Origin of the sequence: Ruminococcus sp. AF37-20, from assembly GCF_003460465.1 — a bacterium.
In the GTDB taxonomy this organism is placed as follows: Bacteria; Bacillota; Clostridia; order Oscillospirales; family Ruminococcaceae; genus Hominimerdicola; species Hominimerdicola aceti.
On the sequence record NZ_QTVE01000009.1, the window covers coordinates 39,854 to 66,365 of the forward strand.

At 43.2% G+C, this 26,512-nt stretch carries 25 protein-coding genes; 24 read left to right on the top strand and 1 reads right to left on the bottom strand.

The window, feature by feature from the left end; all coding sequences use genetic code 11:
* Positions 1–7: 7 nt before the first annotated feature.
* The 24 genes from DW015_RS07430 (at position 8) to DW015_RS07540 (ending at position 25,565) form a co-directional block, all read left to right on the top strand.
* Complete coding sequence (locus DW015_RS07430) at positions 8–1,024, top strand: M28 family peptidase (protein WP_117905187.1); 1,017 nt, start codon at positions 8–10, stop codon at positions 1,022–1,024.
* Positions 1,025–1,030: 6 nt separating this feature from the next.
* Positions 1,031–2,050 (top strand): M42 family peptidase, encoded by a 1,020-nt coding sequence (locus DW015_RS07435; RefSeq protein ID WP_117905188.1) that lies wholly within the window; start codon positions 1,031–1,033, stop codon positions 2,048–2,050.
* Entirely contained in the window at positions 2,047–2,823 is a 777-nt protein-coding gene (locus tag DW015_RS07440; RefSeq protein WP_117905189.1) for a hypothetical protein, read from the top strand. Before DW015_RS07435 ends, DW015_RS07440 begins: the two co-directional genes overlap by 4 nt.
* Positions 2,816–4,087: a methionine gamma-lyase family protein gene (locus tag DW015_RS07445; protein WP_117905190.1), complete on the top strand. Its 1,272-nt coding sequence runs from the start codon at positions 2,816–2,818 to the stop codon at positions 4,085–4,087. Before DW015_RS07440 ends, DW015_RS07445 begins: the two co-directional genes overlap by 8 nt.
* Positions 4,088–4,114: 27 nt before the next feature.
* On the top strand, positions 4,115–5,074 hold the full coding sequence (hprK, locus tag DW015_RS07450) for an HPr(Ser) kinase/phosphatase (protein ID WP_022286731.1): 960 nt from the start codon (positions 4,115–4,117) through the stop codon (positions 5,072–5,074).
* Positions 5,075–5,113: 39 nt separating this feature from the next.
* On the top strand, positions 5,114–5,836 hold the full coding sequence (locus tag DW015_RS07455) for a phosphatase (RefSeq protein WP_117905191.1): 723 nt from the start codon (positions 5,114–5,116) through the stop codon (positions 5,834–5,836).
* Positions 5,837–5,881: 45 nt separating this feature from the next.
* Entirely contained in the window at positions 5,882–6,796 is a 915-nt protein-coding gene (gene murB / locus DW015_RS07460) for a UDP-N-acetylmuramate dehydrogenase (protein ID WP_117891725.1), read from the top strand.
* A gap of 60 nt (positions 6,797–6,856) precedes the next feature.
* The gene (rapZ, locus tag DW015_RS07465) at positions 6,857–7,714 is read left to right on the top strand and encodes an RNase adapter RapZ (protein WP_117905192.1); all 858 of its coding nucleotides are present in this window, start codon (positions 6,857–6,859) and stop codon (positions 7,712–7,714) included.
* 13 nt (positions 7,715–7,727) lie between these two features.
* Entirely contained in the window at positions 7,728–8,669 is a 942-nt protein-coding gene (gene whiA / locus DW015_RS07470; RefSeq protein WP_242989164.1) for a DNA-binding protein WhiA, read from the top strand.
* Between the two features lie 2 nt (positions 8,670–8,671).
* The gene (locus tag DW015_RS07475; protein ID WP_117905193.1) at positions 8,672–12,142 is read left to right on the top strand and encodes a DNA polymerase III subunit alpha; all 3,471 of its coding nucleotides are present in this window, start codon (positions 8,672–8,674) and stop codon (positions 12,140–12,142) included.
* Positions 12,143–12,144: 2 nt separating this feature from the next.
* The gene (locus DW015_RS13430; RefSeq protein ID WP_022286737.1) at positions 12,145–12,312 is read left to right on the top strand and encodes a hypothetical protein; all 168 of its coding nucleotides are present in this window, start codon (positions 12,145–12,147) and stop codon (positions 12,310–12,312) included.
* A gap of 119 nt (positions 12,313–12,431) precedes the next feature.
* Positions 12,432–13,718 (top strand): pitrilysin family protein, encoded by a 1,287-nt coding sequence (locus DW015_RS07480; RefSeq protein WP_117905194.1) that lies wholly within the window; start codon positions 12,432–12,434, stop codon positions 13,716–13,718.
* Entirely contained in the window at positions 13,711–14,985 is a 1,275-nt protein-coding gene (locus tag DW015_RS07485) for a pitrilysin family protein (RefSeq protein WP_117905195.1), read from the top strand. The genes DW015_RS07480 and DW015_RS07485 overlap by 8 nt, the downstream gene beginning before the upstream one ends.
* Before the next feature lie 41 nt (positions 14,986–15,026).
* Positions 15,027–16,277, top strand: a complete 1,251-nt coding sequence (gene lgt, locus DW015_RS07490) for a prolipoprotein diacylglyceryl transferase (RefSeq protein WP_117905196.1) — start codon at positions 15,027–15,029, stop codon at positions 16,275–16,277.
* Positions 16,278–17,132 (top strand): bifunctional methylenetetrahydrofolate dehydrogenase/methenyltetrahydrofolate cyclohydrolase FolD, encoded by an 855-nt coding sequence (gene folD, locus DW015_RS07495; protein WP_117905197.1) that lies wholly within the window; start codon positions 16,278–16,280, stop codon positions 17,130–17,132.
* 172 nt (positions 17,133–17,304) lie between these two features.
* Positions 17,305–17,571: a 30S ribosomal protein S15 gene (gene rpsO, locus DW015_RS07500; protein WP_022286742.1), complete on the top strand. Its 267-nt coding sequence runs from the start codon at positions 17,305–17,307 to the stop codon at positions 17,569–17,571.
* A gap of 177 nt (positions 17,572–17,748) precedes the next feature.
* A complete protein-coding gene (locus DW015_RS07505; protein WP_022286743.1) occupies positions 17,749–19,863 on the top strand; it encodes a polyribonucleotide nucleotidyltransferase in 2,115 nt (704 codons plus the stop codon).
* Positions 19,864–19,968: 105 nt separating this feature from the next.
* On the top strand, positions 19,969–20,703 hold the full coding sequence (locus tag DW015_RS07510; RefSeq protein ID WP_117905198.1) for a hypothetical protein: 735 nt from the start codon (positions 19,969–19,971) through the stop codon (positions 20,701–20,703).
* 93 nt (positions 20,704–20,796) lie between these two features.
* Positions 20,797–21,639: a zinc ribbon domain-containing protein gene (locus tag DW015_RS07515; RefSeq protein WP_117905199.1), complete on the top strand. Its 843-nt coding sequence runs from the start codon at positions 20,797–20,799 to the stop codon at positions 21,637–21,639.
* 142 nt (positions 21,640–21,781) lie between these two features.
* Entirely contained in the window at positions 21,782–22,126 is a 345-nt protein-coding gene (locus DW015_RS07520) for a hypothetical protein (RefSeq protein WP_117876122.1), read from the top strand.
* Between the two features lie 17 nt (positions 22,127–22,143).
* The gene (locus tag DW015_RS07525; RefSeq protein ID WP_117905200.1) at positions 22,144–24,390 is read left to right on the top strand and encodes an ATP-dependent RecD-like DNA helicase; all 2,247 of its coding nucleotides are present in this window, start codon (positions 22,144–22,146) and stop codon (positions 24,388–24,390) included.
* The gene (locus DW015_RS07530; protein ID WP_117905201.1) at positions 24,359–25,081 is read left to right on the top strand and encodes a ComF family protein; all 723 of its coding nucleotides are present in this window, start codon (positions 24,359–24,361) and stop codon (positions 25,079–25,081) included. The genes DW015_RS07525 and DW015_RS07530 overlap by 32 nt, the downstream gene beginning before the upstream one ends.
* Before the next feature lie 42 nt (positions 25,082–25,123).
* Positions 25,124–25,318 carry a hypothetical protein gene (locus DW015_RS07535; protein WP_022286749.1) on the top strand — a complete coding sequence of 65 codons (195 nt, stop codon included), beginning with the start codon at positions 25,124–25,126 and terminating at the stop codon, positions 25,316–25,318.
* Positions 25,308–25,565, top strand: coding sequence for a hypothetical protein (locus DW015_RS07540; protein ID WP_022286750.1), 258 nt, complete (start codon positions 25,308–25,310; stop codon positions 25,563–25,565). The genes DW015_RS07535 and DW015_RS07540 overlap by 11 nt, the downstream gene beginning before the upstream one ends.
* Before the next feature lie 32 nt (positions 25,566–25,597).
* On the opposite strand, the gene DW015_RS07545 is transcribed toward DW015_RS07540, so the two are convergent.
* Entirely contained in the window at positions 25,598–26,395 is a 798-nt protein-coding gene (locus DW015_RS07545) for a mechanosensitive ion channel family protein (protein ID WP_117905202.1), read from the bottom strand.
* Positions 26,396–26,512 lie beyond the last annotated feature (117 nt).

A 26,512-nucleotide genomic window follows, 5' to 3' on the forward strand; every position in this document is an offset into this window, starting at 1 on the left:
ATGTATTATGGATACATTTGAGATACTGTCACAGCTATGCTCTGCGGCAGGTGTATCAGGAGCGGAAGGCTCAGCGGCGAAAACTGCGGCAAAGCTCCTTGAAAAATACGGCGAAGTCACCTTGGATAACGCTCTTGGCAGTGTTATCTGCAAGGTCGGAAGCTGGGAGGACGGCAAGCCTGTTATGCTTCTTGACGCCCATATAGACGAGATAGGCATGATAGTCACATATATCACAGAGGACGGCTTTTTGAAAATATCAGGCTGTGGCGGCCTTGATACAAGGCTTCTTTTGGCTCAGCAGGTGACAGTTTACGGCAAAGAAAAGCTCACAGGCATCGTGACTTCAACTCCGCCTCACCTTGAAAAAGACAGCTCTGTCGCACCTGACCTTGACAGCGTTTTCATAGATATAGGTTTCACGAGCCGTGAAAATGCAGCAAAGTATGTTTCCCTTGGTGACAGAGTGCTTATAGAAAACAAAGCCGAAAAGTTCGCAGGAAGCCGTGTGACATCTAAAGCAATTGACGACAGGTCAGGCTGTGCGGCTATCCTAAAGACTTTGGAGCTTCTCAATGGTCAGCAGACAGCTTATAATATCGCAGTGTGCTTTTCAACTCAGGAAGAAGTTGGCGAGCGTGGTGCAAAAACAGCCGCATATGACATCAGTGCAGACTATGCGATAGTGGTGGATGTTTCCTTTGCTAAGACCCACTATGAGAGTGAGGAAGAGTGCGGCATAATGGGCAAGGGAGCGATGATAGGCATTGCTCCGTCCCTTTCACGAGAGATGTCAGATAGCTTTATTAGCCTTGCAGAAGAAAAGGACATACCATATCAGCTTGAAGTCATGAGCGGAAAAACAGGTACGAACGCTGACGCTATCGGTGTGAGCGGAAGCGGAACAAAAGCCGTTACCATATCCATTCCGGAAAAGCATATGCACACGCCTGTTGAGATAGTTGATATTGAGGATATTGATAATACGGCTCTGCTTATTGCAGAATATCTGAAAAGAGTGTAGATATTTATGTTGGATAAACTGAAAGACCTCTGCCTCCTTGACGGCATTTCAGGCGACGAGGGAGCGGTAAGAGAATATATAATAGATAAAATAGGCGATAAAGCTGAAATAATGGTGGATAACCTTGGCAATGTCATAGCTTTCTGTAAGGGCAAAAAGACGCCTAAAAACAAGATAATGGTGTCTGCTCATATGGACGAGGTTGGCATGATAGTCACCTATGTGAATTCTGACGGCACGCTGAAAGTTTCATCAGTTGGCGGTGTTGACCCAAGAGTTGTTTTCGGCAGACGTGTCAAAATCGGCAGGAATAACGTCCTTGGCGTTGTGGGCGGAAAGGCTATCCATAATCTCACTGCCGAGGAGAGAAAAAAGTCTGTGCCTTTTGATAAGCTTACCATAGATATAGGTGTTGACAGCCGTGAGGAAGCCTTAAAGCTTGTGCGCCTTGGTGACAGCGTGAGATTTGTTTCCGATTTTGTGGAGTTCGGCGAGGGCTTCGTGAAGTGCAAGGCTATAGACGACAGAGCAGGCTGTGCAATAATGCTCAGAATGATAGAAGAGGACGTGGAGTATGACACATATTTCACCTTCGTGGTGCAGGAGGAAATAGGTCTGCGTGGCTCGACCTGTGCGGCGTTCACTGTTGCGCCTGATTATGCAGTGGTGCTTGAATCCACAACTGCGGCGGATATTCCATCGGCTTCTGGAGAGAAAAGGGTATGTGAGCTTGGAAAAGGTCCTGTTGTTTCATATATGGACAGACACACAATGTATGACCGTGAGCTTTATGAGCTTGCATTTTCTGTTGCAGAAGAGAACGGAATATCATGCCAGACCAAAACAATGGTGGCAGGAGGAAATGACGCAGGTGCGATACACGTTTCCCGCGGCGGCGTAAAGACAGCCGCAGTGTCGCTCCCTTGCAGATATCTTCATTCTCCAAGCTGCGTGATAAATAAGGCGGACTTTGAGAACGCTTATGTTCTTACAAAATTGATCTTGGATAGGACTTATAACAAATGATCTATGAAACCAAAGAGATCAGCTCAGAGCTTCTGAGCGGTCTTAAACCTAACAATTATACAAGGCGTATAAAGTCGCATTTTGCGGCATACGGCACAGGGTATGATTTTCTGCACTTCTATGCCGTTGAGGAAAGCGGGGAAAAGCTTGGTATCATATCAGTATTCAACGCCTCTATGATGATATCGACTTTCAAGGATAAGAAATTCGACGATAAGGTATTGGGCGAGCTTGCAGGGTTCATTCTTATGAATAAGCCTGCCGCCGTGGAGTTCGAGGCGGAGTATTCAGACAAGCTTGCAGAATTCACTAAGGCAGAGTATAAGGGTGACAAGCGTACGGAGTTCAGCTTTGTTGCAAAGAACGATATTCCGCCCCTTGACGTGAACGAGCTTCCAAAACTCGATGATGTTTTCAGGATACTCGCACCGTGTTTCCCTGCCATAAAAAATTCCTATGAGCTGTGGCTCACGGATACTTCCCACAGAGTAAGGAGAGGACTTTCACAGTCATTCCTGCTAGGTGATTACACCACTGCCACCATACAGTATATCATAGATGGAGTAGCACTTGTGGGACACGTTGGAACGATACCCGAGGAGCGTGGAAAGTTCCATGCAAGACAGCTTTTGTATTGGATAGGTGAAAAGCTCACACAGGACGGTTTTCAGGTGAGATTATTTGCAAGACCCCATAGAGTGAGTTATTATGAGGAGATAGGCTTTAAAGCCTGCGGAATAGATCTTGTATTGGAGAGAATTGAAAATGAATGAATGTATATTTGATATAGACCCAAAGCTTTTATCTCTTGCTTCACAGGCAGAGAATGAGTGCAGGGAGATGTTTGACAAAATAGACAGCAACGCCGAGTATAACGGACAGAAAGTGCTGAAAGCTTTTATCGACAACCGTGTGAGCGAGGGCTGTCTTAAAGGCACAACAGGTTACGGATACGGCGACATGGGTAGAGATACTATAGACAAGGTGTTCGCTCAGGCGCTTGGCGGCGAAGACGCTTTGGTAAGACACACTTTTGTGAATGGCACTCATGCACTATCTACCGCGCTTTTCGGCGTGCTTAGAAGCGGAGACACAATGCTTGCCTGCACAGGAAAGCCATATGATACTCTTGAGGAGATAATCGGTATCAGAGGCGAAAAGGGCAGCGGCTCACTTCTTGATTTCGGTGTAAAGTATGAGCAGGTAGACCTTGTGGACGAGTTGTGTCCTGATTATGACGAGATAGCAAAGAAAGCCGTTGGCGCAAAGATAGCGTATATCCAGCGTTCAAGAGGCTATTCTCTCAGACCGTCACTGACAGTTGAGATAATCGGAAAGATAGCAGAAACAGCAAAGAAAGCTAATCCTGATATAATCGTCATGGTGGATAACTGCTACGGTGAGTTTGTTGAAAGAAAAGAGCCGCTGAGCGTTGGCGCAGATATCATAATAGGCTCGCTTATAAAAAATCCGGGCGGTGGAATTGCTTCTACAGGCGGATATATCTGCGGCAGAGCAGACCTTGTGGAAAAGTGTGCCGACAGGCTCACCTGTGTTGGCATGGGCAAGGAAGTTGGCTGTTCACTTAACCAGAACAGAGAAATGCTCCTTGGCTTTTTCATGGCACCGCAGGTGGTGGCTTCTGCTCTTAAAACATCAGTTTTCGCCTGCCGTTTCTTTGAAAAGCTTGGCTATAAGACTCTCCCTGAAAGCGGCGAAACAAGAACTGATATAATCGCATCTATACTTCTTGAAAACGAGGAAAACCTCGTGGCTTTCTGTCAGGGAATACAGAAAGGCTCACCGGTTGACAGCTATGTTACCCCTGAGGCATGGGATATGCCGGGTTATGACAGCAAGGTTATAATGGCGGCAGGAGCATTCACAATGGGTGCGTCCATAGAGCTTTCAGCAGACGCACCTATAAGACCGCCGTTTGCCGCATGGCTGCAAGGCGGTATCACATACCCAACAGGCAAAGCAGGCGTTATGCTTGCCGCACAGGAGATGTATAACAAAGGTTTACTTAGAATATAAGATTTGACTAGAAAGGAATGATATTCAATGGCAGAGATATTCAGCGTTACTGTCGAGGAGATAATCAAACAGCTCAACATGGAGATAATCTATGCTCCTGAGAACATCAGCAGCCTTGTTGTTACTGAGAATGATTGTAACAGACCTGGACTCCAGCTTATGGGATTTTATGAGTATTTCAATGCAGAGCGTGTTCAGATATGCGGAAATATGGAGTTTGCTTATCTTGCTTCACTTGACGAGAAAACAAGATATGAGAGGATAGACGCTCTTTTTGCTACAAAGATACCGCTTTTTATCGTGGCAAGAGGTCATGAGCTTTACCCTGAAATGGTTGAGATAGCTAAGAAATACGGTGTACCTATCGCAAGAACTCAGGACAGCACAACAGCATTTATCGCCGCACTTATCGGATATTTGAACGTTGAACTTGCTCCAAGAATAACACGCCACGGCGTTCTTATCGAAGTATACGGCGAGGGTATCCTTATTGTGGGCGAGAGTGGTGTTGGTAAGAGCGAGACCGCTATCGAGCTTGTAAAGAGAGGTCACAGACTTGTGGCTGACGACGCCGTTGAGATAAGAAAGACATCAAACAGAACGCTTGTCGGCTCATCGCCTGATAATATCCGTCACTTCCTCGAACTGAGAGGTATCGGTATCATCAACACAAGACGTCTGTTCGGTATGGGTGCTGTAAAGGTAAGCGAGAAGATAGACCTTATTGTAGAGCTTGAGCCATGGGACAGCACAAAGATATACGACAGAATGGGTGTAGACAATGAGTATACTACAATTCTCGGCATAAAGATACCGAGCCTTACAATTCCTATAAAGCCGGGCAGAAACCTTGCTGTTATCCTTGAAGTTGCGGCTATGAACAACCGTCAGAAGAAAATGGGTTATAACGCTGCCGCTGAACTTTTGCAGAATCTTGGTCTGCAAATGGACAAGAAAGACAAGGTCAAGAACTGGGATAATTTCTAAAAACACGCATATACTTTTTTAAATAGGAGATAGATCATAATGCACTTACAAGGAGATATGCACACGCACACTATAGCTTCAACTCATGCTTACTCCACCATAACAGAGAACTGCCAGTGGGCTGAAAAATACGGAATGAAAGGCATAGCAATGACAGACCATGCCATGAAAATGCCTGATTCGCCACATATCTGGCACTTTGTGAACCTTGGCATACTGCCGAGAAAGATAAACGGGATAACCATCCTCAGAGGTATAGAGGCTAACCTTGTGAGCGATGACGGAGAGCTTGATACCAGCGAAAAGCTGCTTTCAGGACTTGAATGGGTGGTGGCGTCTATGCACAGTGCCTGCTATACTCCCTCGACACCCGAGAACCACACTAAAAGCTGGCTGAAAGTCGCACAGAACCCTCAGGTGGATGTTATAGGTCACTGCACCACCGCACCTTTTATGTTCGATTATGAAAAGGGCGTAAAGGCGTTCAAGGAGTACGGCAAGCTTGTGGAGATAAACGAAAGCTCATTTGCGTGCAAAAGGTCGCCCAGAAGAAACGTAGTGGAGCTTTTGAAGCTTTGCAAAAAGTATGAAGTGCCTGTGGTCTTTGATTCAGACTGCCATTTCTGTCAGCTTATCGGTCAAACACCGAAAGTGGCAAAGATAGCGGAGGAACTTGATTTTCCTGAGAAGCTTATCATGAACAGTGATTGGGAAAAGATAAGGGAATATGTTCTTGCGAAAAGACCAAACCTCGATATTTAAAACGATGAAAGGAGAAGCCCTCACAAGGGCGTTTTACAGATATATATGAATACACAAAAGCTGCTTGATCTTGCCTCAGAGCTTGAATGTAATGTTGTCTACAACGAGCCGCTTTCAAAGCATACCACATTCCGCACCGGTGGAGCGTGTACCGCAATGGTGGATATAAGCTCGGAGGAAAGCCTTGCAAAACTTGTTAGAGCCGCACACGAATGGAACGTAAGATATATTGTTGTTGGAAACGGCTCGAATCTTTTATTTGACGATAAGGGCTATGAGGGCGTGGTGTTCCTCATGGGTCAGTCAGTGGACGAGATAAAAATGATGAACGAAAACACCATATACGCCGAGGCTGGGTGCAGCCTTATAAAGCTGTGCAGATTCGCTCTTGAGCATAACCTCACAGGACTTGAGTTTGCCTATGGCATACCGGGAACTGTGGGCGGTGCTATATATATGAACGCAGGAGCTTATGACGGTGAGATCAAAAACGTTATAACCTCTGCAAACTCCGTGAGGGCAGACGGTACTGTACATACCACAGAGGCAAATAAAATGGCTCTTGCTTATCGCAGCAGCTGTTATCAGAAAAACGGCGAAGTCATAACCTCAGGAGTATTCAGACTTGAGGCAGGAGCGTATGACGATATTCAGGACAAAATGGTGGAGCTTATGGGCAGACGCCGTTCAAAACAGCCACTTGAATATCCAAGTGCAGGGTCGACTTTTAAAAGACCTGAGGGACAGTTTGCAGGAAAGCTCATTGAGGATTGTGGTCTGAGGGGATACACAGTCGGAGGAGCACAGGTGTCTGAAAAGCACTGCGGTTTTGTGGTGAACAAGGGCGGTGCAACAACTGAGGATATTATGTCGGTGATAAGACACGTTCAGCACATTGTCAAAGAGCAGACAGGCTATCTTCTTGAATGTGAGGTAAAGATAATACCTTACAAGGAATAATTTAAATAGGGATCAATAAGTGATGATTTTTTTCAGCTTTGTAAGAAAGGAATGAACGTTATGCAGTTTGTGATAATTACTGGTATGTCAGGATCGGGAAAATCAAGTGCCGTGAATGTGCTTGAAGATATAGGATATTACTGCGTTGATAATATGCCGCCTGAGCTTATCCCAAAGTTTGCAAACATATGCAGTCAGTCTGACGGAAAAATAGACAAGGTAGCGTTTGTTGTTGATATAAGAGGCGGCGACCTTTTTCTGAAGCTTCAAGACACAGTAAAGCAGCTTCAGGGCGAGGGCGTGAGTCTTAAAATACTTTTCCTTGACAGCTCAGATGACGTTATTGTGAGAAGATACAAGGAAACAAGAAGAAAGCACCCTCTTGACGAGGTGTCATATGGAAACATAAGAAAAGCTATTGAAACTGAGCGTGAGATATTAAGACCTATAAAAGCACAGGCTGATTTTTATATAGACACGTCCAGAAGCTCAACAGCTCAATTTAAGGAAAGGCTTTATTCCATATTCCTTGGAAACGACGAGTTTATGCATATTGATGTTCAGTCGTTCGGGTTCAAGTTCGGTGCAATGAGCGAGGGCGACCTTGTATTTGACGTAAGGTGTTTGCCTAATCCGTTTTATGTGCCTGAGCTTAAGAACAAAACAGGTCTTGACAAGGACGTTTATGATTATGTTTTGAGCTTTGACGAAGCCAAAGTGCTTCTAGGCAAGCTAACAGATCTTATCGACTATCTTATACCTCTCTATGAAAAAGAGGGCAAGTCACAGCTTGTTATAGCGTTCGGCTGTACGGGCGGAAAGCATAGGAGCGTTACCTTTGCAGAAGCAGTTGCGGAGCATCTGAGAAAGCAAGGTCACAGGATAAGAATAACACACAGAGATATAAATAATCAGTAAGGCGGTTTGAAAGTTGGAGGACGTATCCTTTTCATACAGAGCAAAAGAAGAAATAATCAGCAAGATAAATTCAAAGCCAAAGGCTGACGTGTGCATGATGGGTATGCTCACGTACTGTAACTGCCTGTCAGATGATGAGATATCTTTTCTCACTGAAAACAAAGCGGTAGCAGACTTTTTCGTGTTGAACACCGGCAGGATAACCGGTAATGAAAACGCAGTGTTAGTCACAGAGCAGAAAAAGCGAAACGGCGTTGTGCTTTATGCTTTGGATATTCCTGAGCGTGAGGACAGGCTCACACTTCTTGACTATTTCAGAATGGATAAGAGCAGGCGTTTGGAAGAAGCTGACCTGCCTAAAGAGAAGTTTTACCCACAGCTCGTGGCCGGGATATTTCTTGCCTGCGGTTCGGTGAACAATCCTGAGAAAAAATATCATATGGAGTTCGTTATGCCAACGATAGAGCTTTGCAATGATTTTGGTATGCTGCTTATAGATAATTACGATATCACTCCAAAGCACGTTGAACGTAAGAACGCACAGATAGTTTACATAAAAGAGTCTGAGAATATCATAGATATGCTTACTCTTATGGGTGCGCCTATGTGTTCGCTTGAACTTATGAACGTAAAAATGATGAAAGATATGCGCAACAAGATAAACCGAGCGGTGAACTGCGATAATGCCAATATAGAGAAGTCGCTGAAAGCAGCGGAAAAGCAGATAAGCGATATCGAGCTTATAGACGAGACAGTGGGGCTTTATTCTCTTCCTGATAATTTGCAGGAGATAGCTGAGCTTAGATATAATAATCCTGACTTCAATCTTAAAGATCTTGGTGCAGCCATAGATCCTCCTATCTCACGTTCGGGGGCAAACCACAGATTGCAGAAGATAGCAGAGATAGCTGACAGGATAAGAGTTGAAAAAGGTCTTGCACTGAAAGAGGAATAAAAATGCCTGAGTTTGTACATCTACATCTTCATAGTGAATATTCGCTCCTTGACGGCGCTTGCCGTATCAAGGAGCTTGTTTTGCGTGTAAAGGAGCTTGGACAGAAAGCGGTTGCGGTCACAGACCATGGAAATATGTTTGCGGCAGTGGAGTTTTACAACGAGTGCCTTGCCCATGGAATAAAGCCTATAATAGGCTGTGAGGTGTATGTTGCACCAAGAACACGATTTGACAAGCTAGCGAAGATAGACAGTTCGCCTTACCACCTTGTGCTTCTGTGCGAAAACAACGAGGGTTATCAAAATCTTATAAAGCTTGTGTCGGCGGCATATACAGAGGGCTTTTACAGCAAACCGAGAGTAGATGTTGAATTGCTTGAAAAATATCATAATGGGCTTATCTGCTTGTCGGCTTGTCTTGCGGGTGAGATACCCAGAAAGCTTACCAATGGCGATTATGAGGCTGCAAAGCAGACTGCTCTTAAATATCGTGATATATTTGGCAGGGATAATTACTTTATAGAGCTTCAAAATCATAAGTTTGCAGACCAGCAGAGAATATTGCCTATGCTTATAAAGCTTTCACGAGAAACAGGAATACCGATGGTCTGCACTAATGACGCACACTATCTCAGACGTTCAGACGCTAATGCGCAACGTGTATTAATGTGTATCTCAACAGGCACGACACTAGACGACCCAAGCAGGCTTGAATTTCCGACGGACGAGTTCTATGTAAAGTCGTCTGATGAAATGGCGGAGCTTTTTCCCTCTCAGCCTGAGTCGCTGGAGAATACAGTAAAGATAGCTGACAGATGTAATGTAAGCTTTGAGTTTGGCAAAACAAAGCTTCCGTATTTCCATATAGACGGTGTTTCAGATAACGAAAAGTTTCTTCGTGATATGTGCATGAAAGGGCTTTATAAACGTTATGAAAAGCCAACAAAAGAGGCTTTGAAACGTGTTGACTATGAGCTTGACGTTATAACGAGAATGGGATATACTGACTATTATCTTATCGTATGGGATTTTGTTCACTATGCAAAGACCCATGGTATACCTGTTGGCTGCGGACGTGGCTCAGGTGCAGGAAGCCTTTGCGCTTATTGCATAGGCATAACGGGTATAGACCCGCTAAAATATGATCTGCTTTTTGAACGTTTTCTTAATCCAGAAAGAGTTTCCATGCCTGACTTCGATATAGATTTCTGCATGGAGGGCAGACAGCGTGTTATTGATTACGTTGTGGGAAAATACGGCTCTGACCATGTGGCGCAGATTGCGACCTTTGGTACGCTTGCGGCAAAGCAGGCAGTGAGAGACGTGGCAAGAGCAATGGGTCTGCCTTATCAGACAGGAGATATGCTTGCAAAGAAGATACCAAGAGGTCAGCCACTGAAATATTCCATTGAGAATATACCTGAGCTTAGTTCCCTTTATAAGACTGATATGAAGATACGACAGCTTCTTGATATTGCCATGAGCGTGGAGGGTATGCCACGAAATGTATCTACCCACGCAGCAGGCGTTGTTATCACAAAAGAGCCTGTGGATTTTTATGTGCCGCTCTATGCCCGTGACGGTCAGGTGTCAACTCAGTATACAATGACAGTGCTTGAACGATTGGGACTTCTTAAAATTGATTTTCTCGGACTCCGCAACCTTACCATTATAGACCACTGCCGAAAGCAGGTGATAGAAACTCACCCTGATTTTGACTTGGAGAAGATACCTCTTGATGACAAGAAGGTATATGAAATGCTGTCACAGGGCAAAACGGAGGGCGTTTTCCAGTTTGAAAGTGCAGGAATGACTGCGACTGTCATGAAGCTTCGCCCTGAAAGATTAGAGGACCTTATCGCTGTTATCTCTCTTTACCGCCCAGGACCTATGGACTCGATCCCAACATATATCCGAAACCGCCATGAACCTGACAGGATAGTGTATAAGCACCCATTGCTCAAAGGCATACTTGAAGTGACATACGGCTGTATAGTTTATCAGGAGCAGGTAATGCAGATATTCCGCACTCTCGCAGGATATTCATACGGCAGAGCGGATATCGTAAGGCGAGCAATGGCTAAAAAGAAAGCGGCTGTTTTGGAAAACGAGCGAAAAGCGTTTATCTACGGTGAGAAAGGGCAGTGCTGTGGTGCAGTGGCAAACGGTGTGCCCGCTAATGTGGCTAATGAGATATTTGACGAAATGACCTCTTTTGCAAGCTATGCCTTTAACAAATCCCATGCGGCGGCTTATGCAACTATCGCATATCAGACAGCGTATTTAAAATGTCATTTCTATAAAGAATACATGGCGGCACTTATGACTATCACGCTTCTTGACAGCACCGATAAGCTTTACGGTTATATTGCAGACGTGAGCAAAAACGGTGTGAAGATATTGCCGCTGGATATAAATAAGAGCGAAAGCGGTTTTGTGGCAGAGCCTGAGGGAATACGCTTTGCACTTCTTGCGGTTAAGTCACTTGGTGAGGGGGCTATCGACAGGATAGTTTCTGAGCGTAAATCAGGTGGAGCGTTTCGTTCGCTTCAAGACTTTTGTACACGAGTTTCGGGCAGAGATATCCACCTGAGAACAGTGGAAGCACTTATAAAGAGTGGAGCTTTTGACGGTTTTGGATACACCAGACGTGAACATCTCAATGCTTGCGAGGACATAATGAAAAGCGTAACTCGGTCAGACGGAAGTGTGATCGAGGGTCAACTTGACTTGTTTGGCATGGGTGCTGCTTTGCCAATGGAAAAGAAGATAGAACGCTGCGGCGAGTTTGACGAACAGCAGCTTCTTGAATTTGAGCATGAAGCTCTTGGTATGTATATATCCGCCCACCCTATAGACCGCTTTGAGTGTGTGATTTCAGCTGCAAGGTGCGTCACCTCTGCACAGCTCATAAAAGCCTGTACAGATGAGGGCGGAATGGCAGATAAACGTTTTGCTGATGGGGCGGAAGTAGACTATGCAGGAATGGTCAGGGGCAGAAAAATGCTAAAGACCAAAAAAGGCGATATGATGTGTTTTGTGGAGCTTGAAGACAAGTTCGGAACATTAGAGATAGTGGTTTTTCCGTCAGTTTTTCAAACTATGGGAGGCCTTATAAAAGACAGAGCGCTTCTACACGTCAAAGGCAAGATATCATGCAAAGAGGAAGAAGAACCTAAGATACTTGCGGATATGCTCGAGCCTGTCGATAGATTTTGCTCATTACAGCTTCAAAGGGATATTTGCGTAAGGCTTGTTTCAAGAGATACAGAGGGCATAAAGGCTGTTAGAACTATAGCCGAGAAATACAGAGCACAGACTGGTTCAAAGTTTGCGGTATTTTTCAGCGATATTCGCAAAATGACAGGCATAAAGTCTGTTCATGCTGTGAAAATGTGTCCTGAACTGCTTGTCGAACTTGAAAACAGACTGGGTGCTGAGAACGTGGTATTTATGGACAGAAAAGGAGAATAAAAATGGAGCCAAGAACATATAAGGTAACAAAAATTGACGGCGATTATGCACATCTTCTCAATGTGGACACAGGCGAAGATCTTCTTATGGCAAGAGCGCTTTTGCCTGACGAAACAGACGAGGGAACAATGCTTCACTGGGAAAATTTCATTTATACGGTAATAGAATAAGTGTATTTATGAAATTCTTGTGAAAAGTATGGAAATCTGCACAGGAATGTGATATACTATATTATTATCGTGTTATCACGAAAAAATTTTAGCGTGAAAACGCTTGAAGGAGTAATCAAATGGCTGTATCTTATAGTAGGGAAGAACTCGGCAGAGGGATATCTCTTACAAGAATATATGACAAGAAATTCAAGTCAAACTGCGTGAAGATAGCATTTATATCACCGCTGGACGAAAAAACAGCCTGCGTAAATGCAATGCTTCAAACAGTGCTTGTGACATCAAATGCGGAGATACCTTCACGAACAAAGCTTACATCTACACTCACAGGACTTTACGGCTCTAGTATCGGTACGAACTGCGGTACAATAGGCGATTATCAGTCTGTGGGACTGTCTGCAAGCTTTATTGGTGACGATTATACTATAGACGGCGAAGTAATATCCGTTCAGGTGGTAAGACAGCTTCTCAATTGTCTGCTAAGACCGCACCTTGTTGACGGAAAGTTCTGTGAGAAGTATTTTACTTTGAGAAAGCAGGAGCTTATCGACGCTATTGTTGCCACTGTCAATGACAAGCGTGGCTATGCACTATTGCAGGCAAAAAAGGTCATATTTGAGGGCGAGCCTGCGGCTGTGTCTGCAATTGGAACTGTGGAGCTTGCTGAGAACATAACTCAGGAGGATTTATTAAGACAACACAAAAAGCTTCTTGAAAGTGCAAAGATAGAGATAACCATATCAGGCGGTGGAAACACAGCTGCTGCTGAAAAGCTTATAAGAGATGAAATGGCTGCCCTCGAAAGAGTTTCGCCTGTGGAGAAAATAGACTACAGACACAATTCACCTGCAAAGGCAGAGCCTGTTTATAGAGAGCTTAAAATGCAGGTAAGCCAAAGCAAAATGGTCATGGCATTCAAGTCTGATTATGAGGATATCTACACCGCAAAGCTTTTCTGTATGCTTCTCGGAGCAACGCCTTTTTCAAAGCTTTTTGCAAATGTGAGAGAGAAGCTCAGCCTTTGCTATTATTGTTCCTCCGCATATGCCGACAGAAAGGGCACGCTTTTTATCGACAGTGGAGTTGAAAGCTGCAATATCGAAAAGGCAAAGAAAGCTATCGAAGAACAGCTCGAAGCCATATGTAATGGCGATTTTACAGATGAGGAGCTTGAAAACACAAAGAAATCTCTTTGCGGCGGCTTCAAGTCGAACTATGACAGCATATATGATATCATGGGCTGGTATGCGGCACAGAACACACGAAACACGGCGTTTACTCCGGAGGAGATAAACGAGCGGATAGCAAAGCTTACCCGTGAGGACATAATAAGCTGTGCAAAGACTTTTAAGCCTGATACTGTTTTCGTGATCAGGGGCGAGGAAGAGGAGGACTGTGATGAATAAGGAGATCGTAAAGAGCGAACGACTGGGCGAGAGCTACAGCGTGTATCATCACCCGTCAGGACTTGATGTGCTTGTGTGGAAAATGGAGGGCTTCACAACTACAGAAGCCATATTTGCCACAAAGTACGGCTCAATTTACAACTGTTTCAAGACCAAGGACAGCAAAGATTTCATCACTGTGCCTGAGGGCATCGCTCACTTTTTGGAGCATAAGCTTTTTGAAAACGAGGATACAGATGTTTTTGACTTATATGCAAAAACTGGTGCCAACGCAAATGCTTTCACTTCCTTTGACGAAACTGCGTATACTTTCAGCTGTTCTGAAAACTGGGAGGATTCTCTTGAAATACTTCTTGACTTTGTTCAGAAGCCATATTTTACAGAGCAATCTGTGGCTAAGGAGCAGGGAATAATCGGTCAGGAGATAAAAATGTGTGCAGATTCTCCTGAAAGACAGTGCTTTTATAATCTGCTGAGAGCAATGTATGTAAATCACCCTATAAAGATAGATATTGCAGGAACTGTTGATACTATCGCTGAGATAACCCCTGATCTTCTTTATAAGTGTTACTACACTTTCTATAATCTTCACAACATGGTCCTTGCCATTGCAGGAAATGTTGACGAGGATAAGGTCATGGAAATATGCGATAAAATGTTGAAGCCATGCGAGAATATGGAGCTTGAAACAAAGCTTCCTGATGAGCCTGAGAATGTAGCGCAGAAAAAGATATTTCAGAGCTTTCCTGTGGGTCTGCCGCTTTTCAATATCGGTTTCAAGTGCAAGCCTTATGAGGGCAGAGAACTTTTCAAAAAGGCTGGAACAGCGTCAGTTGCACTTCATCTGCTTATAGGCTCGTCTTCGCCACTTTATAAGCAGCTTTTTGATGACGGACTTATCAATTCTCAGTTTGGTGTCGAAGTGTTCACAAGTGGTGGAGTATTCTCTCCAATAATATCAGGTGAATCCCATGACCCCGAAGAACTTTATCGCCGTTATCTAGCTGAGATAGAACGTGTAAAGACAGAGGGCTTTGACAAGTCGCAGTTTGATATGATAAAGCGTTCTATGTACGGTGAAATAGTAAGAGGAATGAATAATCCTGAAAGAGCAGCAGATTATCTTGCAGAAAGCTATTTTGAAAACTCTGACGCTTTCTATGAAGCACAGGTGCTTGCAGAAATGACTGTGGAGGATTGCGAAAACGCCGTAAGGGAAATGTTCGACCCTGAAAAGTCGTCTATCTCCGTGGTAGATAATAAGTAGGTATTTTGAGCCACAGACTCAGTGAAAGGAATGATAAATTTATGACAGCATTGCAGTTTCTTGCCGACTCTTCGGCAAATGACGCAATAAGGGAAAAACTCAGAGAGTTTCCGAACAGAGTTTATTTCCCCAATTTCGGAAAGGGTGACAATATCTTCAAAGAGGGTATTGATATCGACAGAGTGCTTTTTACAGTGCCAGGCACGAATTTCAAGATATATTGGTATGGTTTTTTAATAACCATCGGTATTCTTCTTGCGATGATATACGGCTTCAGAAGAATGAAGACCGTAGGCATCGACCCTGATAGAGCGACAGATGCCGTTATCGGCGGACTTATTGGAGCTATCTTTGGCGCAAGATTTTATTATATCATCTTTAATACAGAGGGCATGAAATTCTCAGAGTTTTTCGATATTCGTGACGGAGGTCTTGCTATCTACGGCGGACTTATCGGTGCGATAATCGTGGGCGGAATTATAGCAAAAGTAAGAAAGCTAAAGCTTACTGCGCTTCTTGATGTGGTCGCACCATGTTTTCTTATCGGTCAGTGTATCGGACGCTGGGGCAACTTCTTCAATCAGGAGGCCTTCGGTGCAAATACAAAGCTTCCTTGGGGCATGATAAGCAACACCACAATGGAATATATCTCAAACCATTATGACGAGCTTGGCGGCAAAGTGTCGGCTCTTGACCCTATCCACCCATGCTTTCTCTATGAATCTATTTGGTGTCTTATTGGATTTATAATCCTGCATTTCTATCTTAAACACCGCAAGTTTGACGGCGAAGTATTCCTTATGTACACAGGCTGGTACGGTCTGGGAAGATTTTTCATCGAGGGTCTGAGAACAGATTCGCTCTATCTTGGAAACATAAGAGTATCACAGCTTGTTGCAGGCACTTGTGTTCTTGCTTCACTTGTACTTATAATCGTGTTCAGAGGTATCACAAAGAGAAACAGCGACTATAAACTGTTCGTTGACACTGAGCTTTCAAAGGCACAGCTTGAGCAGTATAACAGCTACAACGATATGCAGCAGGAAAAGAAAGAGCTTAAACATAAGATAAAAGAGGCTAAGGATAAGGGCGAAAGCTTTATTGAGCTGCAAAAAGAATATGACGAAAAATTCGGCAAGCAGGCTCAAAAAGACAAACTTAAAGAAGCCGAGGAAAAGGACAAGGAGTCACACACCAAAGCCGAGACAGAGTATAAGTCTATCCTTGGTGACGATAACGACGAGGACAGCGAAGTAAAAGATACAGATGAAAAGGATACGGAGGAAGAATAAATGGGACAGATAATTGACGGCAAGGCAGTATCAGCCAAGGTCAAGGAAGAAATAAGACTTGAAACAGAGAAGCTTAAAGAGCAGGGCATAGAGATAGGTCTTGCAGTGGTCATCGTAGGTGATGACCATGCTTCACAGGTCTATGTAAGAAACAAGGAAAAGGCTTGCGAAACTGTGGGCTTTAATTCATTCAAGTATGCTCTCCCTGCGGAAACAACAGAAGAAGAGCTTCTCGACCTTGTTAAAAAGCTCAATGATGACGACAGAGTGGACGGAATACTCGTTCAGCTCCCACTGCCAAAGCACCTTGACGATAAGGTGATAATAAATAACATCAGACCTGATAAGGACGTTGACGCTTTCCACCCTGTAAATGTGGGCAAAATAATGATAGGCGATTACAGCTTTCTTCCATGCACACCTGCCGGCGTTATGGAGCTTATCAAGTCAACAGGCACTGACATTGCAGGCAAGGAGTGTGTAGTGGTTGGCAGAAGCAATATCGTTGGTAAGCCACAGGCTATGTTGCTCTTGCATAATAACGGCACTGTTACTATCTGCCATTCAAAGACAAAAGATCTTAAAGAAGTTTGCCAGAGAGCAGATATTCTGGTTGCGGCTGTTGGCAGACCAAAGATGATAACCGCTGATTATATCAAGGAGGGCGCAGTAGTTATCGACGTTGGTATGGATCGTGATGAAAACGGCAAGCTTTGCGGTGACGTTGATTTTGAGGACTGCAAGGATAAGGCTTCATTTATCACACCTGTTCCGGGCGGAGTTGGCCCTATGACCATTGCAATGCTTATGAGAAACACACTCACAGCAGGCAAGGCTCATCACGGCATAGAATAGTTGTAAAATTTCTGTTAAGACTATTTACAATTTGTCTGAAATAATGTATAATATATGAGTTGCTTACTGCAACATATCCATGCAACAGAATATGGGTCACGCCCGCAAGTGGGAAAGTTACCTGCCATATTCTTTTACATCGGAAATATTTTAACGAAAGAGGTACAAAAAAATGCTTAGAAAAGACGAAAAGACAGCTGTTATCGAAGCTAACAGAACTCACGAAACAGACACAGGTTCACCTGAGGTACAGATCGCTATCCTTACAAAGAGAATCAGCGACCTTACAGAACATCTCAAGACACACAAGAAGGACAATCACTCAAGAAGCGGTCTGTTCAAGATGATCGGTAAGAGAAGAAATCTTCTCAACTACCTCAAGAAGAAGGATATCGAAAGATATAGAGCTACTATCGAAAAGCTGGGTATCCGTAAGTAATCATGTAACTGACATCAAGGCAGAGGCATTTATTGCCACTGCCTTTTGGTGTTTATTTGAACTGTTGGTGAAAGGTAACTTAGCATTAAACAGAATGTATGAAGCTCGTATGTCCTGTTTATTGCTAATGCTTTCACCATACAGAAAAAACTAAATTTCTAAAATGGAGGAAAGACAATGTTTGAGAATTTCAAAACTTTTGAAACGACATATGCAGGCAGACCTGTAGTAGTTGAAACAGGTAAGACCTGCGGACTTGCTAACGGCTCTTGCTGGGTAAGATACGGTGAAACGGTCGTAATGGCTAACGTTACAGCTTCCGCAAAGCCAAGAGAGGGTGTTGACTTTTTCCCACTTTCAGTTGACTTTGAGGAGAAAATGTATGCAGTAGGCAGAATACCAGGTTCTTTCACCAAGAGAGAAGGCAAGGCTTCTGACAAGGCTATCCTTGCTTCAAGATGTGTAGACAGACCTATCAGACCTCTTTTCCCAAAGGATATGAGAAATGACGTTTCAGTTGTTATGACAGTTCTTTCTGTTGACCCTGACAACTCACCTGAGATCACAGGTATGATAGCTACATCTATCGCACTTTCTATCTCTGATATCCCATGGAACGGACCAGTTGCATCTATCAACGTAGGTTACGTTGACGGCGAGCTGGTGCTCAACCCAACTCTTGAGCAGAGAGCTAAGAACAGACTTAACCTTACAGTTGCAGGCTCTGCTGAAAAGATAGTTATGATCGAAGCAGGTGCTGACCAGATTCCTGACGATCTTATGCTCAAGGCTATCATGACAGGTCATGAAGAGATAAAGAAAATGGTAGCTTTCATCAACGATATCAAGGCTCAGATTGGTAAACCTAAGTTTGAGTTTGAGTCAATGGAAGTTGACCACGATCTGTTCGACGCTGTTGAAGCAATGGTAGGCGAGCAGGTAAAGGTCGCTCTTGATACAGATGATAAGAATGTAAGAGACGCAAGACTCCAGCCAATAATCGACGCTGTTCATGAGAAGTTCGACGAGCAGTGCGAGGATAACACTGCTGTTCTTGACGAAGTTATGTATAAGCTCCAGAAGAAGATAGTTAGAAACTGGCTCTATGAGGGCAAGCGTGTTGACGGCAGAGGTATCGACGAGATAAGACCACTTGCTGCTGAAGTTGGCGTTCTCCCAAGAGTACACGGTTCAGGTATCTTCACAAGAGGTCAGACACAGGTAATGACTATCGCAACACTCGGCCCTGTTTCAGACGCTCAGAAACTTGACGGTATTGATGAGGAAACTTCCAAGAGATATATGCACCAGTACAATTTCCCTTCATATTCTGTTGGTGAAACAAGACCTTCAAGAGGCCCGGGAAGAAGAGAGATAGGTCACGGCGCACTTGCTGAGAGAGCACTCGTTCCGGTTATCCCTTCTGTTGAAGAGTTCCCATATGCTATCAGATGCGTATCTGAGGTGCTTTCTTCAAACGGTTCTACATCACAGGGTTCTATCTGTGGTTCTACACTTGCACTTATGGACGCAGGCGTTCCTATCAAAGAGCCTGTTGCAGGTATTTCATGCGGTCTTATCACTAAGGAGGACGGCAGCTGGATGACTATGGTAGACATTCAGGGCCTTGAGGACTTCTACGGCGATATGGACTTTAAGGTAGGCGGTACAAAGAACGGTATCACAGCTATTCAGGTGGATATCAAGGTAGACGGTCTGACACCTGAGATAATCGCAAGTGCTTTTGAAAAGACAAGAAAAGCAAGAATGTATATACTTGATGAGATAATGCTCAAGGCTATCCCTGCTCCTCGTGCTGAGGTAAGCAAGTGGGCACCTAAGATGCTGGCAACAAAGGTACCAGTTGACAAGATCAGAGAAGTTATCGGTTCAGGCGGAAAGGTAATTCAGAAGATCTCTGCTGAGTGTGACGTAAAGATCGACATTTCTGAGGACGGTAGCGTATTCGTTTCAGGTATCGACAAGGAAAAGGCTGAACAGGCAATCAATATCATTAATACTATCGCTAATGACCCTGAGATAGGTGCTATCTACAGAGGTAAGGTAGTAAAGATCATGAACTTTGGTGCTTTTGTTGAGATAGCTCCCGGTAAGGACGGTTTGGTACACATTTCTAAGCTTGACAAATCAAGAGTAGAAAAGGTCGAGGACGTTGTTTCTGTTGGCGACGAGATCGTTGTTAAGGTAATGGAAATAGACGATCAGGGCAGGATCAATCTTTCAAGAAAAGACGCTCTTGCTGATATCGAAGCTAAGAAGAACGCTAAGTAATATGTTTTTAAGAGCGGGCGGCTATATGCTGTCCGCTTTTTTGGTTGACAAAAAAGAAGAAGTATGTTAATATAAAAGTAATAAATTTTTATAGGGGGTATCTGTATGAAGTGTACGGTATGCGGGTGCGATATTCTGCCTAACAGCATTTGCTGTCAGAATTGTGGCACAAGAGTTATTGAAATGACAGGGGTAAATTCGGCACAGCCGAGGTATGGCAATAGTTTCAATAATAGCTTCAACAATGGCTTTGACAAAGGTTTTAACAGCAATGTGAGGGCAGTGGGAAAGAATATGTCTATAGGCAAAAAGGTGCTTATCCTTTTGCTGGCATTGTTTGTGGGCGCAGCTATCGGTTTTGGATATTGGTACTATCGCAATGTTTCAACCCATACCATTAGAGAGGAGAACTTTAGCGTTGAACTGCCAAGGTCACTTGAAAAGGCAACCACAATAGATTATGCGGCACAGAGCAGAGATGGAACTGTAAAAGCCAACGGAAAGTACGCCGATGTTAATAGCGATTTTCAGTATATGATCCTTGATTACTCTTCACTTGCCGGCGAAACAACGGATATTCTTACTGAGAAACTGTTTGTCACCTACATGAAGGGCAATTTGAAAAGTCAGTTTGGAAGCAGCTATAAAGAAGTGTATGCTGATGGTAACAAGCTTAAAATGACCTATCGTGCAAAAACGGGCGACGAAGTTTATAACTATGCTTTATGCAAAAAGTCAGGTTATAAATATTATTGGTTTGTTTTTGGCTGTAAGGCTGATGAAAAGGATTTCTATGACCCGAAATTTGAAAAGTGGGCAAGCACTATCCATATCAATTAATACAAAATTTATAAACCCGATTTGTTAAATTATTGACATAATAAACAGCATATGTTAGAATAAGAACATAAATTATATGAGGGAGAAAAGAATATGAAATGTCCTATTTGTTCGGCAAAGATCAGTGAAATTGACGCTTTTTGTCCTAATTGTGGGTCGGCTGTGAAGTCTGAAACAAGCGGTTATATGGATTCTATCGACACATCAAACCTTGGTGAGAATGTTGGCTTTGGCAAGCGCAACACCACAGGTGCTCAGCCTGTGAATGCAGTACCTCAGCAGAATTATGCTCAGGGTCAGCAGTCTTATGGTCAGCCACAGAACGGCTACGCTCAGCAGAGTTATCCGCCTCCGCAGAATGGCAATGCTCAAACTCCATACGGCAGTGCATATGAGCCTTATAAGATAGCGCCGGTTACATCTGCTAAAAAGGGCATACCAAAGCCCTTGATGACAGTTCTTGTGTTTATCCTTGCGTTCTTGGTGGCTTTTGGTGTGAGATATTTTTACAAAAACACAGCTACTAAAACATTGCAGGGTACAGGATATACAATGACTGCTCCTGCGGATATTAAGAAATCTAGCAGTACAAATCTGTATGCCCTTGATAGCTTCTCCAACAACGAGGTGGGCATAAACGCTGTTAAGCTTTCATATTCTGATATTGCACTTTACGGCTATGGCAAGGGCGAGTCTGCATCGGATATCTTTGATTTTATCCTTGAAAACGGCTCAACAACCTTAAAAATAACAGGCAAGGATTCAAAATATATTTATTATACCCAGAGCATAGGAGATAAACATTATTACGGCATGAGTTCTATAACAGAGGGCAACGGTGGCTACTACATTTTTGATTTTCTCTGCGAGCAGAAAAATAAGTCAAAGTATGAAGATAAGTTCAAGGATTGGGCTGCTTCAGTTGAGATAAAGTAAATAATTCAAGCTGTCCTTCGGGGCAGCTTTTTTGTTTTGCATAAAAATCTTGCTTTTTTCGTCAAAAAGGTGTAAAATGAATCATATGACACAAAATCTGCTTTCCGCATAAAATGTACTAATAATATGTGGAGGTGATCTTGTGTTGAATCTTATACTTCTTCTGGCTCTTGTGCTGGCGGTCGTTATTTGGTTTTGGGTAAAATGGTATAAGGTGCGAAATGTTGGCAAGCGTGGAGGATATTTGCTTATCCCATGCAAAAAGAATACACATGAGCTTGAACATATGGTAAAAAGCTGTTATTGGGAGGAGTTTTTTCAGCCTGAATATTATGGAAGAGAAATAATCCTCGTTCAGCTTGACAAAAGTGAGATAAATTATGTTTCAAAGCGTTTGGAACAGGATTATAGCATCGTTCACTGTGTTGATATAACTGAACTTGCAGATTTTATCAAGCGCAGAGAGCTGAAATGCCATGAAAAATAGATCATTCGGAGAATAATATGGAAGATTTAAAGACCCTCAAGGGTGAGGTTGACAGCATAATATTTAAAAGTGAGGACACAGGCTTCTGTGTGCTTATGCTTAACTGTGACAATGACCTTATCACAGTTGTTGGCGAAATGGGTGACGTTGAGGAGGGCGAAGATCTCGTTGTAACAGGGGAGTTCACTTCACATCAGAAGTTCGGCGAGCAGTTCAAGGTGCATATCTTTGAGCGTTCTTTGCCTACTACCTCTGCGGCGATTCAGCGTTATCTTGCAAGCGGTGCTATATCAGGCATAGGGCCTGTACTTGCAAAAAAGCTTGTGAACAAGTTCGGGGACGATACCCTTGACATAATAGAAAATACGCCCGACAGGCTCACGGAGATAGACGGGATAACAGTGAAAAAAGCGGAAAAAATATCTCAGGAGTTCAAAACCACTTTTGCCGCAAGGTCTCTTATGTCATATCTTAACAAATTCGAGATAGAAACTTCATATGGTATAAAGGCGTGGAAGCGTTGGGGCAACACTGCCGAGCAGATCATAAAATCAAACCCTTATGTGCTTTGTATTCAAGGCGTTGATCTGTCATTTTCCCGTGCGGACGCAGTTGCCGCAAAGTCTGATATCCCCGCTGACAGCGAGTGCAGGATAAAGGCAGGCATTACATATATTCTAAGACAAAACGCTGACCAAGGTCATACCTGCCTGCCTTTAGACAGCCTTGTGAAAACAGCGGTGAGTTATCTTGATGTTGACGAAAAGCTTATAAAAAAAGTAATCGAGGATGAAACTGAGGAGGAAAACCTTTACTATTACGATAAGCATGGCAGACGTTTTGTTATGCTTGCAGATTTTTACAAAGCAGAGGACTACATAGCAAGGCGACTTGCCATAATGCGGCAGATCTCTTATGACAATAAGATAGATTTTTCCGAAGTAATTGATCTCGAAGAGGAAAATAATGGCATACAATATGAAAAAATACAGCGTGAAGCCATAAATCTTGCATTGTCAAAGGGTTTTCTTGTGCTGACGGGAGGACCGGGTACAGGAAAGACCACAACGCTCAACGCTATAATTTCTCTTTATCAGCAGCAAGGGCTTAACGTTATGATATGTGCACCAACAGGCAGAGCCGCCAAAAGGCTTTCTGACCTTACGGGATTTGACGCAAAAACCATCCATAGGCTTCTTGAAGTGAAGCATACAAGCGGTGACACACTTGCGTTTATACATGATGAAAACAATCTTCTCGATTGTGACGCTTTAATAATCGACGAGATGTCCATGGTGGATTCCTGCCTTTTTGAAGCCGTTTTGAGAGCCATAAGCGTTACCTGCAAGCTCGTTCTGGTGGGGGACAGCGATCAGCTTCCGTCAGTAGGTGCAGGAAATGTGTTAAAGGATATTATTGACAGCGGAGTAATGTCTGTTGTAACACTAAAAGAGATCTTCAGACAGGCACAGGAGTCTGAGATTGTTATGAACGCCCATAAGATAGTAAACGGCGAGCATATCGACCTAGCCAGCAAGGATAAGGATTTCTTTTTTATGCAACGGCTTGAATACGGAGAACTTCAGGATCTTGTGGTGGAGCTTTGCAAAACAAGGCTGCCAAAAGCCTACGATTACTCGCCCATAGACGACATTCAGGTGCTTTCGCCTACACGTAAAGGTCCTGCGGGTACTGTGGAGCTAAACAAGCGTCTACAGCAGGAGCTTAATCCTCCTGCCGCAGGAAAATCAGAGGTCAAGACCCCTGTTTATACTTTCAGAAAAGGTGACAAGGTCATGCAGACCAAGAATGATTATGACATTCTTTGGAAAAAGTATATAACCGAGGACAAGACCGAAAGTGGCGCAGGCATTTTTAACGGCGATATAGGCATAATAATTGCAGTGAACAAGATACTTAAAACTGTGACTATAGATTTTGAGGGCAGAATAGCTGTCTATGACAAGCAAATGCTGGATAATTTGGAGCTTGCCTATGCCATAACAGTGCATAAAAGCCAAGGTTCTGAGTTTGATGTTGTCATTCTCACTGTATTCGGTGGATTTGACAAGCTTTATTACAGAAATCTGCTTTATACGGCTGTGACAAGAGCTAAAAGAATGCTTATAATAGTCGGCTCGAAAAAGCGTGTTGATTTTATGATAGATAATAATAAACGCACTTTGAGGTATACTGCGCTTAAAAATATGCTAATGGAGCTTGTAGAGGGTGATGACAGTGGTCAGCAGACGCTTGATATATAAATTTCTGCTTGATTTTGTTTATCCTAATCGTTGCCCTATATGTGGAAGTTTTATAAAATGGGACGAGCTTTTGTGCAAAAATTGTGAATGTAAGCTGCCTTTTCATAAAGAAATATTGTGCGAAAAGTGCGGCAAGGATAAGTGCCTGGATCATGATTCACTACATTTTGATAGCATTTATACTCTTATGAGATATGAGGATATCTGCGTGAAAGCAATACATCAGCTTAAAGACGACAGACAGCTTAATTTTGCGGAATATTCTGCGAAGCTTCTGGGTAATGTACTCAGAGAAAATGGTATCGCACAGCAGGCGGATATCATCACATCAGTGCCAATGCACAGATCAAAACGCCGTAAAAGGGGATACGATCAGGCACAAAAGCTTGCACACTTTACGGCTATGGAGCTTGGGATGAGAGAAGATCATCATCTGCTTGGACGGACAAGGGATACCGCAGAACAGCATACTTTGACTGCTGCTCAACGAAAAACTCATGCGGAGGATATTTATTATTCTCTGGCGAAACACGTTGACATAAAAGGCAAAAATGTCCTGCTATTTGATGATGTTTACACAACAGGTGCAACTCTCAATGTCTGTAGCAGGCTGTTAAAAGAGATGGGTGCTAAAAAGGTGTTTTGTGCTGCAATAGCCACAACGCTTCTTGATGAAAAGCATAAAGAATAAAACAGACCGCCTTCGGTATAATAATATCAGGAGGCGGTCTTTATGATAACTGAAGAACAGTTTGCGGCGATAAAAAGACTTATCGTGTCTGAAAACTGCATGATAGACAGGTTTGAGCATTATGTGAGTGAGATAAAAGAGCCGCAGCTAAAGGAAGATATGCAAAAGCTTACAGCGGCTTTGAAAAATCAGCGTTCAGGGTTGCTCACAAGTCTGGAGGATAACAATGGTAACTGACGGAAATATTATAAAAGAAGCAAGATTTTTTGTCAAGGCGTATTCAAAGGAGTTTTGTCAGACTTACAGTGATCTATGCGGAAGTCCTTTTGCGGAGTGTATAAAAAGTGCGCTTGACGGTCAGCTTAGAATAGCAGAGAAGCTTGAAAGTCTTGAAAAAACATACTGTGACAAAACCAAGCTACCAATTGCAGACAGTATTGATGTGAACAGATTTTTATATAAGAACAGGGAAGATATGAGGTAAAAAGTCCGCAGATGCTCGTCTGCGGACTTTTGTTATTTTGATATATGTACGTCAAGTTGGTCGAATGGTATGGAAATGCCGTTTGCGTCAAAGCGTTCCTTTGCCTCTTTGAGAAATTTGTATCGTATCTCCCAGTAAGCATCGGTCGGTATCCATACACGCATGATGAGAATAATTGCGCTTGCGCCATGCTCGCAGACAGCCACAAGAGGTTTGTCAGGCTCGTTTATTACCCTTGGCTCATCATCGAGCATTTCTCTAAGAATAGCCATTGCCTTGTTGTGGTCGTCATTGTAGCTGATAGAGAATTTCAGTTCAAGGCGACGTTTGTCGTCAGCAGTTATATTCGTAATAGTCGATTGTGAAACAACTCCGTTTGGTATAAATATCATCTTATTCTCTAGGGTCTTTAGGGTGGTGTAAAGTATAGAGATAGCGTCAACAGTTCCCTCTGAGTCGCCAATTTTTACATAATCACCGCATTTAAAAGGCTTTGAAAAAAGTATGATAAAGCCTCCTGCAACGTTTGAAAGACTGTTTTGAAGAGCAAGACCGATAGCAAGACCTGCCGCACCGATAGTTGCGACTATGGAGGACATAGGTACTTGAAGTGCAGAAAGTGCCATTACTATTATTATAATAAGCAATACAGTGTGTACCACAGATGTGAGAAATTTATGTATAGTCACGTCTGTTCGACGCATGCTCAAACCTTTGTGCATGACCTTCAAAACAAGCTTGTCAAGAAGTATTCCTAACAGAAAAATAACAGCAGCCGCTATAAGATGTGGGGTAAATTCCTCAAGCCAATTCAAAAATTTCTCAGACAAAATATCATCTCCGTAACATTATTATGTAAAGATATTATAACATCTTAACATGATATTTGCAAGTGTGCCAAATATATAAGTTTTTTTGCGTATTTATGCACTTTTATCAGAAATCAT

Excerpts from the sequence above, each read along its gene's own strand:
- DW015_RS07430 (WP_117905187.1), top strand. The coding sequence starts at position 8 with ATGGATACATTTGAGATACTGTCACAGCTATGCTCTGCGGCAGGTGTA.
- DW015_RS07435 (WP_117905188.1), top strand. The coding sequence starts at position 1,031 with ATGTTGGATAAACTGAAAGACCTCTGCCTCCTTGACGGCATTTCAGGC.
- DW015_RS07440 (WP_117905189.1), top strand. The coding sequence starts at position 2,047 with ATGATCTATGAAACCAAAGAGATCAGCTCAGAGCTTCTGAGCGGTCTT.
- DW015_RS07445 (WP_117905190.1), top strand. The coding sequence starts at position 2,816 with ATGAATGAATGTATATTTGATATAGACCCAAAGCTTTTATCTCTTGCT.
- hprK (WP_022286731.1), top strand. The coding sequence starts at position 4,115 with ATGGCAGAGATATTCAGCGTTACTGTCGAGGAGATAATCAAACAGCTC.
- DW015_RS07455 (WP_117905191.1), top strand. The coding sequence starts at position 5,114 with ATGCACTTACAAGGAGATATGCACACGCACACTATAGCTTCAACTCAT.
- murB (WP_117891725.1), top strand. The coding sequence starts at position 5,882 with ATGAATACACAAAAGCTGCTTGATCTTGCCTCAGAGCTTGAATGTAAT.
- rapZ (WP_117905192.1), top strand. The coding sequence starts at position 6,857 with ATGCAGTTTGTGATAATTACTGGTATGTCAGGATCGGGAAAATCAAGT.
- DW015_RS07475 (WP_117905193.1), top strand. The coding sequence starts at position 8,672 with ATGCCTGAGTTTGTACATCTACATCTTCATAGTGAATATTCGCTCCTT.
- DW015_RS13430 (WP_022286737.1), top strand. The coding sequence starts at position 12,145 with ATGGAGCCAAGAACATATAAGGTAACAAAAATTGACGGCGATTATGCA.
- DW015_RS07480 (WP_117905194.1), top strand. The coding sequence starts at position 12,432 with ATGGCTGTATCTTATAGTAGGGAAGAACTCGGCAGAGGGATATCTCTT.
- DW015_RS07485 (WP_117905195.1), top strand. The coding sequence starts at position 13,711 with ATGAATAAGGAGATCGTAAAGAGCGAACGACTGGGCGAGAGCTACAGC.
- lgt (WP_117905196.1), top strand. The coding sequence starts at position 15,027 with ATGACAGCATTGCAGTTTCTTGCCGACTCTTCGGCAAATGACGCAATA.
- folD (WP_117905197.1), top strand. The coding sequence starts at position 16,278 with ATGGGACAGATAATTGACGGCAAGGCAGTATCAGCCAAGGTCAAGGAA.
- rpsO (WP_022286742.1), top strand. The coding sequence starts at position 17,305 with ATGCTTAGAAAAGACGAAAAGACAGCTGTTATCGAAGCTAACAGAACT.
- DW015_RS07505 (WP_022286743.1), top strand. The coding sequence starts at position 17,749 with ATGTTTGAGAATTTCAAAACTTTTGAAACGACATATGCAGGCAGACCT.
- DW015_RS07510 (WP_117905198.1), top strand. The coding sequence starts at position 19,969 with ATGAAGTGTACGGTATGCGGGTGCGATATTCTGCCTAACAGCATTTGC.
- DW015_RS07515 (WP_117905199.1), top strand. The coding sequence starts at position 20,797 with ATGAAATGTCCTATTTGTTCGGCAAAGATCAGTGAAATTGACGCTTTT.
- DW015_RS07525 (WP_117905200.1), top strand. The coding sequence starts at position 22,144 with ATGGAAGATTTAAAGACCCTCAAGGGTGAGGTTGACAGCATAATATTT.
- DW015_RS07530 (WP_117905201.1), top strand. The coding sequence starts at position 24,359 with ATGACAGTGGTCAGCAGACGCTTGATATATAAATTTCTGCTTGATTTT.
- DW015_RS07535 (WP_022286749.1), top strand. The coding sequence starts at position 25,124 with ATGATAACTGAAGAACAGTTTGCGGCGATAAAAAGACTTATCGTGTCT.
- DW015_RS07540 (WP_022286750.1), top strand. The coding sequence starts at position 25,308 with ATGGTAACTGACGGAAATATTATAAAAGAAGCAAGATTTTTTGTCAAG.